Origin of the sequence: Burkholderia sp. Bp9004, assembly GCF_003858025.1 — a bacterium.
GTDB classification, from domain to species: Bacteria; Pseudomonadota; Gammaproteobacteria; order Burkholderiales; family Burkholderiaceae; genus Burkholderia; species Burkholderia diffusa.
Window position 1 is genome coordinate 178,448 of the sequence record NZ_QTQD01000007.1, and the last position, 14,981, is coordinate 193,428.

Consider the following 14,981-nt stretch of genomic DNA (forward strand, 5'->3'; position numbering starts at 1 on the left):
TTTGCATTGTTAGCGAGGAACGTATCGATGATATTCAGACATCTCAGACGATGCCGGACGCTGGCCTGCCTGGCGACTGCCGTGGCGATCACGTCCGCCGCAGGCGGTATGGCGTCGGCGGCGGAGTTCGGCCCGCAGCAGTTCATCCCGACGAAAGTCACGCGGCATGCGTCGTTCTATGTCGGCGGGCGGTATGTCGAGAAGGACGGCAAGACGACAATGGACGGACAAATGTATGTCGAGGGCTGGGCGCCCGCACGCATCACGCATCGGTATCCGATCGTGTTTCTTCACGGCCTCGGCCAGACGGCGACGAACTGGATGAGCACGGCGGACGGGCGAAAAGGGTGGGCCGACTACTTTGTCGATCAGGGTTACGTGGTCTACATGGTCGATCAGCCCGATCGCGGCCGCTCGTCCTGGTCGACGGACGCCGATCACCGGTTTCGGGTGACCGACGTCGCGATGGCGCAGCGCCTCTTTACGTCGCCGGAGCGCGACAAGGGGTGGCCGCAGGCGGAAAAGCACATGCAATGGCCCGATGCCGGGCGGCGTGGCGACCCGGTGTTCGATGCGTTCTATGCCGCACTCGTGCCGTCGCTTGCCGACAACGTGCAGAGTGAACTGCTCGTCAAAAATGCGGCGGCCGCGCTGCTCGACAAGATCGGACCCGCCATCCTGCTCGTCCATTCACAGGCGGGCCTGTTCGGCTGGTCGATTGCCGACGCCAGGCCGCAGCTTGTCAAGGGGATCGTATCGGTCGAGCCGTCGGGGCCGCCGTTCCAGAACGCCACGCAAGCGAAACCCGAACTCGCGTGGGGGCTGACGAACATTCCCGTTCAGTACGACCCGCCCGTCACCGATCCGGCGCAGCTGGCGATCGAACAGCAGGACACACCAGACGGAAGGGATCTGACGAAATGCTGGCTCCAGAAGGAGCCAGCCCGCAAGCTCGTGAATCTTCAGCATGTGCCGGTGCTGGTGTTGACCAGCGAGGCGTCCTATCACGCGCCCTATGACCACTGTACGGCGTCATTTCTCGAACAGGCCGGTGTGAAGACGACATTCGTGCGCCTCGACGCAATAGGCATTCACGGCAACGGGCACTTGATGATGCAGGAAAAAAACAACCTGGACGTCGCCGCCGTGATCCACTCGTGGATCGCGAAGACGATGCCATGATGCGTGCGCGCGTGCATTCGGGTAATGAAAGACCATTTGAGGAATCGATCATGCATCGTAAATTGGACAAGTTGCGTTGGCACCCTCTCGTCGGCGCGATACTGGCACTGGGCTGGAGCATCTCGCATGCGCAGGCGCTGCCCTCGCAGCGGGTCGGCGTCGACGGGAAGACGCTCGGGTCGATCCCGTTGAGCGCCGAGTTCCTGGCGGCGGCCGGCAGTCGCGAGCTGCGAATGCGCGAAGTCACCATACAGCCCGGCGGCGTATTACCGATGCACAGCCATCGCGATCGGCCGTCCGTCTCGTATGTTCTGAGCGGGACCGTGACCGAGTATCTCGACGGCGCCCCGGCACCGCGGGAAGCGCTGGCAGGTCAGGCCTACACCACTTCCGGCCCGCGCGCGCACGCGCTGCGCAATACCGGCTCGGTTCCGGCGGTGTTTCTCGAGGTCGACCTGCCGCCCGCCAAATAGCTCGACGTTTGCCGAGACGGTCCGCATACGGCAGATCTGTGCGGACCTATTCATTCCGGTTATAGGTTTCTATCGATAAAAGGTTTTGGTCAATCCCGGGAAAAGTGTTCACAGTGACTGGCATAAACAGGAGACGAGCTTGCACGATGCCACGACGCTGCCGAGCGCCATGTTGATGGTCATGATGGAACCACCGTCCGATCTCGAGGACGAGTTCAACGACTGGTATGACACCGAGCATTTCCCCCAGCGCCGATCGCTGCCCGGATGCATCGCGGCTTCGCGATGGGTATGTGTGCACGGGTGGCCCCGCTGGATGGCGCTTTACGATCTGGCGAGCGTCGACGTGCTGCGAAGCGACGCGTATCGCTCGATGTCGGGCAGGCAATCGACGCCCTGGACACGCCGGATCCTGTCGCGCACGGTGGGCCGACGCCGCGTCGTGGCCACGGCGCTTGCCGAGACCACGGCGACCCAGCATGCCGGATGGGAAACTTCGCGGCTCGTCGTGATGGGCATTCCGGTCGAGACGCATGGCGACGCGCTGGATGTCGCCGGGGGGCTGCAACGCCAACTGGCCTCGTCGAACGAGGTGCTTCAGCTTCGCGGATTTTTCGAATCACGCGCTCAGCCGACGCGCGACGGCCCGCATCAAAGCGCAGTACCGGCAGGCATCGCATGGTTCATTGTCGCGCTCGTCGCGCCCTTGGAGCACGCACTTCTCGACGCGACGCGCCGGGGCGCAGCCGGCCACTCCCTGACGGTATTCAATGTCTATGCGCCGTACCTGCGTGATGTCGGCCTGTCAGCCGACCCGTAAATGCAGATGGGGTTTGTGCCGGATCGGCGTGCCCGATCTGCAACCAGTTCGGCCTTGAAAACAGGATTCCGAACTGCCAGTCAAGACTTGATCGCACAGCTCGATCGCCTCGATCGGACACGCGCAATCTCGCGCCCGACTACGTGCGTATGAATGCCGGATTCGCACCACACGCGCGCGCCCAACGATGCGTTCTCCGGTGCGGTACCCATACCTTTCGCCTACCTTCAAGGAATCTGTCGACATGACCATGCCTTCTCCGAATTCCTCGGGGCATTCACTCAAGTTTTCTCCGCCGCCGCTGGCGGAACCGCGCCGCCCGGTCTTGCGCCTGCCGGCAAACAGCTGCGACGCGCATTGTCATGTGTTCGGGCCGTTCGACCGCTATCCGCTGCCCGACGACCGCAGTTTCGATCCGTCTGCGGCACCCGAAACTGCGTTGCGACGACTGCACGAGCGCATCGGCTTCTCGCGCGCCGTGATCGTACAGAGCCAGGGCCATGGGTTCGATCATCGGCCGATGCTCGACGCGTTGCGTGACGGAGCCGGGCGTTACAAGGGTGTCGCACTCGTTCGGCCGGGCGATTCCGATGAGCTCCTCGCGGAGTACGACGCGAATGGGGTGTGCGGTGCACGGTTCAACTTCCTTGCGCATCTCGGCGGCCGTCCGGATTTGAATGCAGTCGGGACGGTTGCCGCGCGCATCAGGCCGCTCGGCTGGCATCTGGCGATTCACGTGGCCGGGCAGGACATCATCGAGTTTTCGCCGTTCATCCGTTCGCTCGACATGCCGGTGGTCATCGATCACATGGCGCGTCTCGACATCGACGAAGGGGCGGACAGTCCGTCAGTGCGGGCGTTGTGTGCGTTGCTCGATACGGGAAACGTCTGGGTCAAACTGTCGGGCGCAGACCGGATGTCGAAGGCCGGGGCGCCATTCGAGGACACGCTGCCTGTCGCGCGCCGCTTTGCCGAACACGCGCCCGAGCGCGTTCTGTGGGGCAGCGACTGGCCGCACGTCAACCTGAGCCATCCGATGCCGGACGACGGCGACCTGGTCGATCTGATCGCACGGATCGTGCCGGACGAGACGCGCCGCATGCAGATGCTGGTCGACAATCCCGCTCACTTCTTCGGATTCAGGTGAACCCATGGCATCGACGCTCTCCATTGCGCACGACCGGCCGGATGTGACGAAAGACGCCGCGCTTCAGCGCGCGTTGCGCAAGAACCTGATCCGTCTCGTCCCGCTGCTGGCGATCGGCTATTTCTTCAATTACATCGATCGCACCAACATCGGCTTTGCTGCGCTGACGATGAACCGCGATCTCGGCCTGACCGGTAGCCAGTTCGGCATGGCCGCCGGTCTCTTTTTCGTCGGCTACTGCGTGCTCGAGGTGCCGAGCAATCTCGCACTCTATCGGTTCGGCGCGCGGCGCTGGCTGGCCCGCATCATGATCAGCTGGGGGCTGCTGTCGGCCGCCTGTGCGTTCATCCAGGGGCCGACCAGTTTCTACGTACTTCGCGTGCTGACCGGTGCGGCCGAAGCGGGCTTCTTTCCCGGCGTGCTGTTCTATCTGTCGTGCTGGTTTCCGAAAGCGTGGCGTGTGCGCGTGCTGGCGTGGTTTCTGGTCGCGATTCCATTGTCGTCGGTGGTGGGCGGCGTGCTGGCGGCGTTCGTCATGCAACTGGACGGGGCAGGGGGGCTCAAGGGCTGGCAATGGCTTTTCATCGTCGAAGGGTTGCCTGCGTGCCTGCTCGGCCTGCTGACCCTGTGGCTCCTGCGCGACCGACCGGAACAGGCCGACTGGCTGACGCGGGAGGAATCGGCGGCGCTCTCCGAAGTCCTGGCCCGGGAATCGGCCGAACTGCCGAAAAGGAACTTCGGCGCCGTGCTCCGCGACGCGAGGGTCTGGTTGATGGTCGGCATTCTCTTCTGCTATTGGATCGGCATCAACGGCATTGCGATCTGGTTGCCACTGATGCTCAAGGGGCACGGATTGTCGACGTTCTCGGTGGGCCTGCTGTCGGGAGTGCCGTATCTCGTCGCCGCGGTCGTCATGATCGTGTGGGCCAGGCTGATGGAGCGTCACGGCAGGCACCTGCTGCATCTCGCGCTGGCGTGCGTCGTCTCCGCCGCGGGGTTGATATTCGCCGTCGTTTTTTCGTCGCTGCTGCCTGCGCTCGTCGGCATGGTGTTCGCGGTGATCGGGTTGAGCGCGGCGCGGCCGGCGTTCTACAGCCTGCCGTCGCGGTATCTGACCGGGATCGCGGCGGCGGGCGGCATGGCGTTCATCAACTCGATGGGCAGCCTCGGTGGCTACGTCGGCCCGTGGATGGTCGGCGTGCTCAAGGACACGACGCATTCGTATGCACCGGGAATGCTGGCGATGTCGGTGTCGCTCGCGCTCGCCGCGCTTTTGACGTGGGGTCTTGCGGTCTATACGCGACATGAATCGTCCGGAGAGACGAACGGCAACTGACGCATATTCGGATGAAGCCTGCGTGCGCAGGCCTCGATTCAGAAGCGAACGACTGAAGGCGCGAAGAATCGGCATTCGCGTCTTCGCCGGAACCTCAGCGTTCCACCGAAACGCTGGCTTTCTCGCGATCCCACAAGGTTTCGGGGAATTCGGCCGCCTGCTGACGCAGTTTGAACTTCTCGATCTTCTGGCTTGCATTGAGCGGTAGCTCGGACGCGAATTTCACGTAACGCGGCACCATGTAATACGCCATCTTTGTGGCACAGAAGGCAATCAGCTCAGCATCGGGTAACGCATGGCCGTCTCTCAGAATGACACTCACGGCCATTTCGTCCTCGGAGAGATCGGGTTTCACCGCGTAGGCGGCCACGTCGACGACAGCGGGGTGCTGCTGGATAGGTGTTCGGTGGTGGTCGGTGGCGCGGCCACGACAGAGATGCCGATATTGAAACAACACGCTGCCATCTGCGCGCACCACGCGCCAGCTCTGAAGCCGGATTGCCCTGCCTATCCGCCCCCCGCGCCGCCGTGCGAACATGTATCACTCAACAAATCGACACAACCAACAATCTCGTTTCGAGAATATATCCAATTGGTCGCATTGATATCGATTCATTAAATCGACGTCACTTCATTTTCAATTTATAGAACAATAATCATTCTCAATCGAATATTTTTCTATTTATTTTTCGGCATGATTTTCGAACCGCATTTCAAACGGCAAACGTTTGCGCGGCACGATGCAATACCTTGTTCGACAATGCTCAGGAGGAACTCATGGCCGACCCTCAAACGTCTTCCAACCGCGCCGGCGATTTTTCGATTCCGCCCAACACCGATTTCCGCGCGATTTTCTTTGCGAATGCGGTTGAGCAACGGCACACCAAGCTGTTTATCGGCGACAGCAATGAACCGGCCGCGTATCACAAGCTGACGACGCGCGACGGCCCGCGCGAAGCCAAACTGAATTCCGGCAACGGCAAGCTCCGCTTCGAGGTGACGGTGAACGGCAAGCCGTCGGCCACCGACGCGCGGCTCGCGCCGATCAACGGGAAGAAAGCGGACGGTTTGCCGTTCACGGTCAACTTCGGGATCGTCGTATCGGAAGACGGCCACGACTGCGACTACAACGACGGCATCGTCGTGCTTCAGTGGCCGATCGGCTGATCTGACGCGCGATCGGCGGCCAGCCCGCCGGCCAGCGAGCCGGTGCGTCGTTCGACGGCGTGCCGCGCATCCACCTCAACAAATAATCACCGATCATCGGAGACTTCCATGCCTCTTCTTTCAGCGTCGATCACCAGCGCACCCGTGGTGACGTCCGAAACCTACGTCGACATCCCCGGCCTGCATATCGACATCGCGAATGCCGACATTCGCGACGGCAAGCTTCTGGTCACCCTCAACGTGCCGACGCCGTACGCGACCGGCAACAACTTTCCCGGCATCTATTTCGCGATCGCGACCGACAAGGGCGTCGTCGCGGACGGCTGCTTCAGCTACTCGTCGAAAGTGCCGGAAATTACGGGCCGCATGCCGTTCACGCTGGTCGCGACGATCGACGTCGGCAGTGGCGTCACGCTCGTGAAGGGCCAGTGGAAAAGCGTGCGCGGCAGTGCGATGCACATCGATTCGTATGCGAGTATTTCTGCGATCGGCTGCACGGCTGGGCAGTCGTCGTCGGCGGGTAGCGGCACGCCGGGCAATCCGGGCGGCGAAGGCGGCGGCACCGGCACGGGCACGGGTTCGGGCCCGGCCCCGGGCAACATCGGCGTCGGCGGCGAGCGCGACGGTGTCTTCAATCTGCCGCCGAACACCCGGTTCGGCGTTACCGCGCTCACCAATGCGGCGAACGACCAGACGATCGACATCTATATCGACGACAACCCGAAACCCGCCGCCACGTTCAAGGGCGCGGGCGTGGAGGATCAGAACCTCGGCACCAAGGTACTCGACTCCGGCAAGGGGCGCGTGCGCGTGATCGTGACGGTGAACGGCAAGCCGTCGCGGCTCGGCTCGCGGCAAGTCGATCTGTTCAAGAAGTCGTACTTCGGGATCGTCGGCTCGGAAGACGGCACCGACGACGACTATAACGACGGCATCGTGTTCCTGAACTGGCCGCTGGGCTAAGCGTTGGCCGCATTAGGCGAACATCGCCACGCCGTCCGGCGTGGCGATCCGCGGGAACGGCCGAGTCACGCAGGCGCCGTTCCCGCATCGAGCGTTCCGTACGGGTTTCGGCAGCTTGCGTTCCCAATCACCACGCCCATTGCCCCCAATTGGACGCCACCGTACGCCGCGGGAGGGGGCGTCCATACCATTTCCCTCAAGAGCTGTAGCCTCCACAAAACTCGGGGCGGCACACTCGAACCGGATTCGGTGATCTCCTGAACCATCTCATGTCGATGCGCGAAAGTGAGTCGGGCATTCTTATGCGTGTCCATCCGGCTGGGTTCCTGGAAGGTTGAGTGTTTGACGACTTCCAGGAACCCAGACTCAGTTCGGATGAACCATCGATACAACCTATTGAAGCTTCCCAGCTAGCGGGGACATGCGGCGCATTCGGGCGACACGTTGACCTGCGGCACGGCGTCCGGTTCGTGCGATCCATCCGCGACCCCGGCGCTGCTACATCGCCGCACTGTAAAGATGATGTGCGTCGGCCAGTGCGTCGGCGACGAGTTGCAAGCCGTCCCGACACCGCTCCCGATCCTGCGGCCCGCCAAGGCAGATGCGAATCGCCGCCGGCGGGTCGCCGTCCGTCGAAAATGCCGCGCTAGCCACGGCGGCGACGCTCCGACTCCGCAGATATTGCGCCAGGTCCGGCGCAGTCCACTGGCACTCGCGGGGAATCGGCAACCAGAGATGGAAACCGTCGGGATGCGCTTCGAAAGGCCATGCGCCGAGAACGCGGCTAGCGATCGCCTGCCGCGAATGCGCCTCGGATCGGATTGCGGCCAGCATCTCGCTTGCCGTGCCGTCATTGATCCACTGGGTAGACAGCAGCATCGTGAACGGGCTCGGCATCACGGTCGTGGCGCGCAATGCACCGGCAATACGCTGTGCTTCGCGCGCCGTCGGCGCCAGCAGGTAAGCGATTCGCAGCCCGGCGCCGAGGTTCTTCGACATGCCGGTGACGTAATAGGTCAGTTCGGGTGCCAACAACGCCAGGGGTGGCGGTGCGCTCTGCGGCAGCATCGCATAGGCGTCGTCCTCGATGATGGGCACGCTGTAGCGCATCGCGATATCGGCCAGCGCTTCGCGGCGCCTGAACGGTATCGTGAGCGTGCTCGGATTCTGCAGGGTAGGGTTGCAGTACAGCGCCGCGGGCTGTCCGCTTCTGCAGAGCGATTCGAATGCGTGCGGCAACGGACCGTCGTCGTCCCGAGGCAGCGGCTGCAATTGCACGCCCAGTTGCGATGCGATGGCCTTGATGCCGGGGTAAGCGAGTGAATCGAGGCAGATCGAGTCACCGCGGCGCGCAAGCCGGGAGACGAGCGCGACGAGGGCGCTGTGGATCCCCGGGCACACGAGCACGGTATCGCCGCTGCAGCCGGGCAGGCGATTGGCCAGCCATGCGCGGCCGGCGGCGCGATCCGCCGGTGTGCCGCCGAAATCCTGGTATCGCATCAGTTGGTAAGGATCCGCTGCGGCGAATAATGCCGCTGCCGATTGTTGCAGCCGGCCGACCATCTCGGCCGGTTCAGGGGGCATGTTCATCGACATCTCGACGCTGCTGCCGCCCGACAGCGGGACCGTTTGCGTTGGGCCGCGCACAAACGTACCGCTTCCTGCCCGTGTATCGAGCAAGCCGCGTCGGCGGGCTTCCGCATAAGCACGGGCGACCGTCGTGTAGTTCAGGTTCAGCGCGCCGGCGAGATCGCGCAGCCCGGGCAGGCGGTCGCGCGGTTTCAGCCGGCCGGCCGCGAGGTCTTCCTCGATGAGGTCGGGGATCAGCAGATAGGCCGGTTTCCTGCTTTCCAACAAGCGCTTCGACCAATGATGGATTGCGTAATCCATACCCGTTTCCATTTGACGATTCATCAAAACGTTAGCATGGCGCATTAATCGAAAATATATATATCGCCACGTCGAAGCCGACTGATTGCATTGATCGCATCGTGTATCGGATTGATGCATCGATGCACGCTAGACGCGCACCGGTTCACGCGCGCTGCATCAGTCAGGTGCGCCGTTCGGCCCGGACAGGCCTGTTCCAGTTGGATCCGAATTGGGGCACGCAAGGATCGGACCGACTGCAGCGGCATTTTTCGATTGAATGATTGGAGAGTGATTGCATCGGGTCTGCGCCTGGTTGGCATATGCGTTGCGTTAATGAGCTCGCCCGGATTCGAAAGCGTCCGGGAACCTCACTCAACTCATTTTCAGACGGAGCGTGCCATGCCCGCAGTCATTCAGCCTCTGCACAAGAAGGGAGATTTCCTCGTCGACTACGAGGAAAAAGTATTCGAAGACGTGAAGGCGGAACCGGGCGAGAAGGCGCTCGTGACGTTCCACACGGTTGCGTTCGAGGGATCGATCGGCTTCGTGAACCTCCTGCAGGCGACGCGCCTGCAGCGCAAGGGGTTCGAGACGTCGGTGCTGCTCTACGGCCCCGGCGTGACGCTCGGCCTGCAACGCGGGTTTCCGACCCTGGGCGACGAGGCATTTCCCGGTCACCTGAACTTCAACAAGCAACTCGTCAAGTTCATGGAAGAAGGCGGGAAAGTCTATGCGTGCCGCTTTGCGCTGCAGGCGCTTTACGGGCATGGCGAAGCGTCGCTGATCGAGGGCATTCGACCGATCAATCCGCTCGACGTGCTGGATATCCAGCTGCTTCACCGCAAGGAGAACGCGCTGATCATCCACACCTGGACCGTTTGACCGAATGACGGGTGCCATCATGTCCGACAAACGCATCGTCCGGGCGGCAGCCGTCCAGATCGCACCCGATCTGGACCGCGCCGGCGGCACGCTCGACAAGGTCTGCGCGGCGATCGACGAGGCCGCCGGCAAGGGTGTCCAGCTGATCGTCTTTCCCGAAACATTCGTGCCGTACTACCCGTACTTCTCGTTCGTGCGGACGCCGGTCGCGTCCGGCGCCGATCACATGCGGCTCTACGAGCAGGCCGTGGCGGTGCCGGGCCCCGTGACGCATGCGGTTGCCGAGCGTGCGCGCCTGCACGGGATGGTGGTCGTGCTCGGCGTGAACGAGCGCGACCACGGCAGCCTGTACAACACGCAGCTGATCTTCGACGTCGACGGGCGCCTCGCGGTGAAGCGCCGCAAGATCACGCCGACGTTCCACGAGCGGATGATCTGGGGACAGGGGGACGCTGCCGGACTCAAGGTTGCGCAGACCGGTGTCGGACGGGTCGGTGCGCTCGCGTGCTGGGAGCACTACAACCCGCTCGCCCGTTATGCGTTGATGACGCAGCACGAGGAAATTCATTGCAGCCAGTTCCCCGGTTCGCTGGTCGGCCCGATCTTCGCGGAACAGATCGAGGTCACGATCCGCCACCACGCGCTGGAGTCGGGGTGCTTTGTCGTCAATGCGACCGGTTGGCTGACGGACGCGCAGATCGAGTCGATCACGGGCGATCCTAATCTGCAGAAAGCCCTGCGCGGCGGATGCAATACCGCGATCGTGTCACCAGAGGGGCAGCATCTGGCCGAACCCTTGCGGGCCGGCGAAGGGATGGTGATCGCCGACCTGGACATGTCGCTGATCACCAAGCGCAAGCGAATGATGGATTCGGTTGGCCACTATGCGCGGCCGGAGCTGCTGAGTCTTGCCATCAACGATCGGCCGGCGACGACGGTGACCCCGATGGGGATCAGCGGGTCGGCCGCACGCGACTTCGAGGGACATTGCCATGAGCGCGAACGCGAAACCGTCGGTGCAGAGCCGGCAATTGATGACTGAATTGCAGTCGGTGGGGCTGCGCCTCGCGGATCCGAGGGTTGGCGCCGCGAGCCGGCGCGGCGGCGCCGGACCATCCGATCACAAGGCCGTGACGGTCGACGGCGTGACCATCATGGTGCCCGTGCACACGAGCACCGCGTGGGATTCGCCGTTCGTCGCGGCGGCGCCCGATGCGGCGGGTGTCAGCCTGCTCTCGCGCGGCACCATCCCGATCGCGAGCATCAGCTTTCCGTCGAGCCCGCGCTTCTACGCGTTGCAGACGCTGGAGGGCGTGCCGTACTCGCACATCGCGACGCTGCATGGTGCCGATGTGCTTGCGACCACGGTGTTGCAGACCTGCATTCGCTACGAAAGCCGGCGCAAGACCTGCCAGTTCTGCTCGATCGGCCAGTCGCTTGCGGCCGGCCGGACGATCGCACGCAAGACGCCCGAACAACTCGCCGAGGTTGCGCGCGCTGCGGTCCTGCTCGACGGCGTCAAGCACATGGTGCTGACGACCGGCACACCGCCGACGCCGGATCGCGGTGCGCGCGTGCTGTGCGAAAGCGCGTTCGCGATCAGGGCCGCGGTCGATCTTCCGATCCAGGCCCAATGCGAGCCGCCCGACGACGACGCCTGGTTCGACCGGATGAAGGCTAGCGGGATCGATACGCTGGGCATGCATCTGGAGGCCGTGACGCCGGCCGTGCGCGAACGAATCATGCCAGGCAAGGCGAGCGTGCCGCTGTCCCGGTATATGGCGGCATTCCGCGCGGCCGTCGCGGTGTTCGGCCGCGGACAGGTCAGCACTTACATCCTCGCCGGGCTCGGCGACAGCGCGACCGCGATTCTCGACATGTCGCGCGAACTGATCGCGTTGGGCGTGTATCCGTTCGTGGTGCCGTTCGTCCCGATCAGCGGCACGCCGCTGGAGAGTCATCCCGCGCCGTCGCCGGACTTCATGCGGGCGGTGCTCGAACCGCTCGGCGCCATGCTGCGCGACGCCGGCATGCGCTCCGCCGACATCAAGGCAGGCTGCGGAAAGTGCGGCGCCTGCTCGTCGCTTTCGACCTACGAGGGGTGAGCATGTACTGCGCAGAGATGGGACTGGCCGACAGCCGCGACACCTACCGGCCTGCCGAATACCGGATCAAATGGGCGGAGCTTCCTTGGGAAATCGATGAAGCGTACAAGCTGCGCCGGGCGGTGTTCTGCATCGAGCAGGGGATCTTCGCCGGCGACGATCGCGACGATATCGATCGCCACGCGCAATTGCTGGTCGCGGTCAGCTGCTGCGCCGGGCTGCCGGAGCAGGTGGTCGGCACGGTGCGGATTCATGAAACCGTGCCCGGAACCTGGATGGGTTCGCGGCTCGCGGTGCATCCGGCGTTTCGCAGGCAGGGCCGGATCGGCTCGATGCTGATCGCGCTGGCCGTCAGCAGCGCGCATGCCGAAGGTTGCCGGACCTTCGTCGCACACGTGCAAGCGCAGAACGTGCCGCTGTTTCGTCGGCTTCACTGGGACTCGCTCGGCGAAGAAACGTTGTTCGGACGTCCTCATCAACTGATGCAGGCGCAGCTTGCGCACTATCCGCCGTGCGGCACGCCGTTCGAGGGTTTCGTCCTGCGCTCGGAGGGGCGGCAATGAGTGTCGAAGATCGCATCGCAACGCTGCGCGCAAGCCGCGGCTTCCAGCACAAGCACGACATCTCCGGCGTGGTGGCGTCGCTCGCGGCAGCATTGCCGAACGGCGAACGGGATCTCGCACAGGCCGTTGCACTCGGCGACGACTGCGCGGCGATTCCCGACGCGGACGGCTACCTGCTATTTGCGATCGAGGGCATGGTCGGCGATTTCGTCGAGTCGATGCCGTGGTTCGCCGGTTACAGCGGTGTGATGGCGAACGTCAGCGACATCTACGCGATGGGTGGGCGGCCGATCGCCGTCGTCGACGCATTGTGGAGCGACGGAATCGACGCCGCGCGCCCCGTGCTCGCCGGGATGGCCGCGGCGGCGTCGGCGTATGGCGTGCCGATCGTCGGCGGCCACAGCAACACGCGCAGCGCGCAGGGGCAACTGGCCGTATCGATCGTCGGCCGGGCGCGCGCGCTGCTGTCGAGCTTCAGTGCGCGGCCGGGCGATCGCCTGATGATGGCGGTCGACCTGCGCGGCGCATTCGAGGAGCCGTATCCGTTCTGGAATGCGTCGGTCGCCGCGCCGCCGGCCCGGCTGCGTGGCGATCTCGAGATTCTGCCGACGTTGGCTGAAGACGGGCTGTGCGATGCCGCGAAGGATATCTCGATGGCGGGCGTGCTCGGTACGGCGCTGATGCTCGTCGAATGCTCGCGCGTTGGTGCGCGCATCGAGCTCGACGCGATTCCGCGTCCGCCCGGCGTCGACTTCGATCGCTGGCTGACGGCCTTTCCGAGCTACGGATTCCTGATGTCGGCCCGGCCGGCGCATGCCGACGCGATCGCGGAACGCTTCGCGGCGCGCGGGCTCGCGTGCGCCGTGATCGGCGATATCGATGCAACGCGTGAGGTCGTCGTCGAAGAAGCGGGCGAAACCGCGATGATGTGGGATTTCCGGATCGAACCGTTCATGACCGGCGTCGGCGGAGGTGTGCGATGAGCGGCGATACGTTGCGCATAGCGCTGCTTACCCACTCGGTCAATCCGCGCGGCGGTGTCGTGCACGCACTTGAACTCGCCCGTGCGCTGCACGAAACGGGAAGCAACGTCACCGTGTTCGCGCCGGCCGCGCCGGGCGAGGCGATGTTCCGCGAGGTCCCGTGCCGCGTCGTGCTGGCACGCGTCGATGGCCATCCGCGCAGCGTCGCTGAAATGCTGCGCGCGCGAATTTCCGCGATCAAGCACACCTTGCTGGAGAACGACGCAAGCAGGTTCGACGTTCTGCATGCACAGGACAGCATCACGGGCAATGCACTGGCCGAGCTGAAGCAGTCAGGGGCAATCGATGGATTCGTACGGACCGTACATCACCTCGACGTATTCGACGACCCGCAGCTCGAACGCTGGCAGGAGCGCGCGTGGCGAGAGGCGGATCAGGTGCTGTGCGTGAGCGCCGCCTGGGCCGCCACGATGCGGAACACGTTCGGGGTCGACGCAAGCGTCGTGTCCAACGGTGTGAACGTCGCCCGGTTCGCTCGTGCGCACCAGGCGGACATGCAGGCGGTGCGGCAGCGATTCGGCCTGCACGGCGCGCCGGTTGTCCTGGCGATCGGCGGGATCGAGCAGCGGAAAAACTCGATCGCGTTGCTCGAGGCGTTCGCACGGCTGCGCGGCACGATGCCCGAGGCACGCCTCGTGATCGGGGGCGGCGCGAGTCTGCTCGATCACGATGCATATGCGCGCCGTTTCGTCGCGCGCGCCGCCGCGCTCGGGCTGGGGATCGGTGTCGACGAACCCGTCGTACCGACGGGGCCGCTGGACGACGCGGCGCTGATCGCGCTGATGCACTGCGCCGACGTGGTGTCGATGGTGTCGATCCGGGAGGGGTTCGGTCTGGTCGTCCTCGAGGGGCTCGCCTGCGGAAAGCCCGTCGTCGTGTCGGAAATCGCCCCCTTTACCGAGTATCTGGACGAGCGCGCGTGCATCTGGGCCGATCCCGACGACGTGGATTCGATCGCCGACGCGCTGTGCGATGCGTTCTCGGGACGGCGTGCTCCGGATTTTGCACATGCCGTCCCCGCGCTGCTGAACCGCTTCACATGGGAAGCGAGTGCGCGCAGGCATCTGGACATCTACCAGGACAGGCTGGCGCAGCGTGCGCAAGCATCGTCCGCCGAGTGAGGAGGAATCATGCCGGTCATGCATTTTCGGGTCCGTTGGCCCGACCAGTCGGAAACCAATTGCTATTCGCCTTCGACCGTCGTGTCGGAATTCTTTGCGCCCGACACGCAGTACGCGCTTGACGATTTCGTCGAGCGGGCCCGCCGCGCGCTGGGCATCGCGTCCGATCGCGTACGCGAAAAATACGGGTTCGCTTGCTCGGCCGCGATGGACGAGCTGGCACGGATTGAAGCGCACGCGGAACGATTTGCGCCGCAGGGCGATGCGACCGTGACCGTCATCGAGCTCGTTTGAGGCGTCCGGCATA

The 14,981-nt window shown here is 64.0% G+C and carries 16 protein-coding genes; 14 read left to right on the top strand and 2 right to left on the bottom strand.

Annotated elements, in window-relative coordinates; translation table 11 throughout:
• The first annotated feature begins 81 nt into the window (after nucleotides 1-81).
• The 5 genes from DIE08_RS11045 to DIE08_RS11065 all read left to right on the top strand — a co-directional run bounded on the left by DIE08_RS11045 (nucleotide 82) and on the right by DIE08_RS11065 (nucleotide 4,958).
• Nucleotides 82-1,182, top strand: a complete 1,101-nt coding sequence (locus tag DIE08_RS11045) for an alpha/beta hydrolase (RefSeq protein WP_260436509.1) — start codon at nucleotides 82-84, stop codon at nucleotides 1,180-1,182.
• Nucleotides 1,158-1,655 (top strand): cupin domain-containing protein, encoded by a 498-nt coding sequence (locus DIE08_RS11050; protein WP_260436510.1) that lies wholly within the window; start codon nucleotides 1,158-1,160, stop codon nucleotides 1,653-1,655. The genes DIE08_RS11045 and DIE08_RS11050 overlap by 25 nt, the downstream gene beginning before the upstream one ends.
• 139 nt (nucleotides 1,656-1,794) lie before the next feature.
• Complete coding sequence (locus tag DIE08_RS11055; protein ID WP_124901909.1) at nucleotides 1,795-2,475, top strand: hypothetical protein; 681 nt, start codon at nucleotides 1,795-1,797, stop codon at nucleotides 2,473-2,475.
• 187 nt (nucleotides 2,476-2,662) lie between these two features.
• A complete protein-coding gene (locus DIE08_RS11060; protein ID WP_260436511.1) occupies nucleotides 2,663-3,622 on the top strand; it encodes an amidohydrolase in 960 nt (319 codons plus the stop codon).
• A gap of 4 nt (nucleotides 3,623-3,626) precedes the next feature.
• Nucleotides 3,627-4,958, top strand: coding sequence for an MFS transporter (locus DIE08_RS11065; RefSeq protein WP_124901910.1), 1,332 nt, complete (start codon nucleotides 3,627-3,629; stop codon nucleotides 4,956-4,958).
• A 94-nt stretch (nucleotides 4,959-5,052) separates the two neighbouring features.
• Here the strand turns inward: DIE08_RS11065 and DIE08_RS11070 are convergent, their stop codons facing one another.
• Nucleotides 5,053-5,436, bottom strand: coding sequence for an AMP-binding enzyme (locus DIE08_RS11070; protein ID WP_185715852.1), 384 nt, complete (start codon nucleotides 5,434-5,436; stop codon nucleotides 5,053-5,055).
• Nucleotides 5,437-5,735: 299 nt separating this feature from the next.
• Here DIE08_RS11070 and DIE08_RS11075 point away from each other — a divergent pair, with 299 nt between their 5' ends.
• Together DIE08_RS11075 and DIE08_RS11080 are read left to right on the top strand one after the other, a co-directional pair.
• Nucleotides 5,736-6,125 carry a fucose-binding lectin II gene (locus DIE08_RS11075; protein ID WP_124901912.1) on the top strand — a complete coding sequence of 130 codons (390 nt, stop codon included), beginning with the start codon at nucleotides 5,736-5,738 and terminating at the stop codon, nucleotides 6,123-6,125.
• 108 nt (nucleotides 6,126-6,233) lie between these two features.
• Nucleotides 6,234-7,088: a fucose-binding lectin II gene (locus DIE08_RS11080; RefSeq protein WP_124901913.1), complete on the top strand. Its 855-nt coding sequence runs from the start codon at nucleotides 6,234-6,236 to the stop codon at nucleotides 7,086-7,088.
• A gap of 498 nt (nucleotides 7,089-7,586) precedes the next feature.
• Here the strand turns inward: DIE08_RS11080 and DIE08_RS11090 are convergent, their stop codons facing one another.
• Nucleotides 7,587-8,978 carry a PLP-dependent aminotransferase family protein gene (locus tag DIE08_RS11090; protein ID WP_059599616.1) on the bottom strand — a complete coding sequence of 464 codons (1,392 nt, stop codon included), beginning with the start codon at nucleotides 8,976-8,978 and terminating at the stop codon, nucleotides 7,587-7,589.
• A 381-nt stretch (nucleotides 8,979-9,359) separates the two neighbouring features.
• Between DIE08_RS11090 and DIE08_RS11095 the strand changes: the two genes are divergently transcribed.
• Genes DIE08_RS11095 through DIE08_RS11125 form a run of 7 tightly spaced genes read left to right on the top strand, consistent with a single transcriptional unit; the run spans nucleotide 9,360 to nucleotide 14,968 of the window.
• Nucleotides 9,360-9,842, top strand: coding sequence for an MSMEG_0572/Sll0783 family nitrogen starvation response protein (locus DIE08_RS11095; RefSeq protein WP_124901915.1), 483 nt, complete (start codon nucleotides 9,360-9,362; stop codon nucleotides 9,840-9,842).
• 19 nt (nucleotides 9,843-9,861) lie between these two features.
• The gene (locus DIE08_RS11100; protein WP_059599702.1) at nucleotides 9,862-10,884 is read left to right on the top strand and encodes a Nit6803 family nitrilase; all 1,023 of its coding nucleotides are present in this window, start codon (nucleotides 9,862-9,864) and stop codon (nucleotides 10,882-10,884) included.
• On the top strand, nucleotides 10,877-11,947 hold the full coding sequence (locus DIE08_RS11105) for an MSMEG_0568 family radical SAM protein (protein WP_059599701.1): 1,071 nt from the start codon (nucleotides 10,877-10,879) through the stop codon (nucleotides 11,945-11,947). The genes DIE08_RS11100 and DIE08_RS11105 overlap by 8 nt, the downstream gene beginning before the upstream one ends.
• Nucleotides 11,948-11,949: 2 nt before the next feature.
• Nucleotides 11,950-12,510, top strand: coding sequence for an MSMEG_0567/Sll0786 family nitrogen starvation N-acetyltransferase (locus tag DIE08_RS11110; RefSeq protein WP_124901956.1), 561 nt, complete (start codon nucleotides 11,950-11,952; stop codon nucleotides 12,508-12,510).
• Nucleotides 12,507-13,493 (top strand): sll0787 family AIR synthase-like protein, encoded by a 987-nt coding sequence (locus DIE08_RS11115; protein WP_124901916.1) that lies wholly within the window; start codon nucleotides 12,507-12,509, stop codon nucleotides 13,491-13,493. The genes DIE08_RS11110 and DIE08_RS11115 overlap by 4 nt, the downstream gene beginning before the upstream one ends.
• The gene (locus DIE08_RS11120) at nucleotides 13,490-14,674 is read left to right on the top strand and encodes an MSMEG_0565 family glycosyltransferase (RefSeq protein WP_124901917.1); all 1,185 of its coding nucleotides are present in this window, start codon (nucleotides 13,490-13,492) and stop codon (nucleotides 14,672-14,674) included. The genes DIE08_RS11115 and DIE08_RS11120 overlap by 4 nt, the downstream gene beginning before the upstream one ends.
• Nucleotides 14,675-14,683: 9 nt before the next feature.
• Nucleotides 14,684-14,968 carry an MSMEG_0570 family nitrogen starvation response protein gene (locus DIE08_RS11125; protein WP_059599611.1) on the top strand — a complete coding sequence of 95 codons (285 nt, stop codon included), beginning with the start codon at nucleotides 14,684-14,686 and terminating at the stop codon, nucleotides 14,966-14,968.
• Nucleotides 14,969-14,981 lie beyond the last annotated feature (13 nt).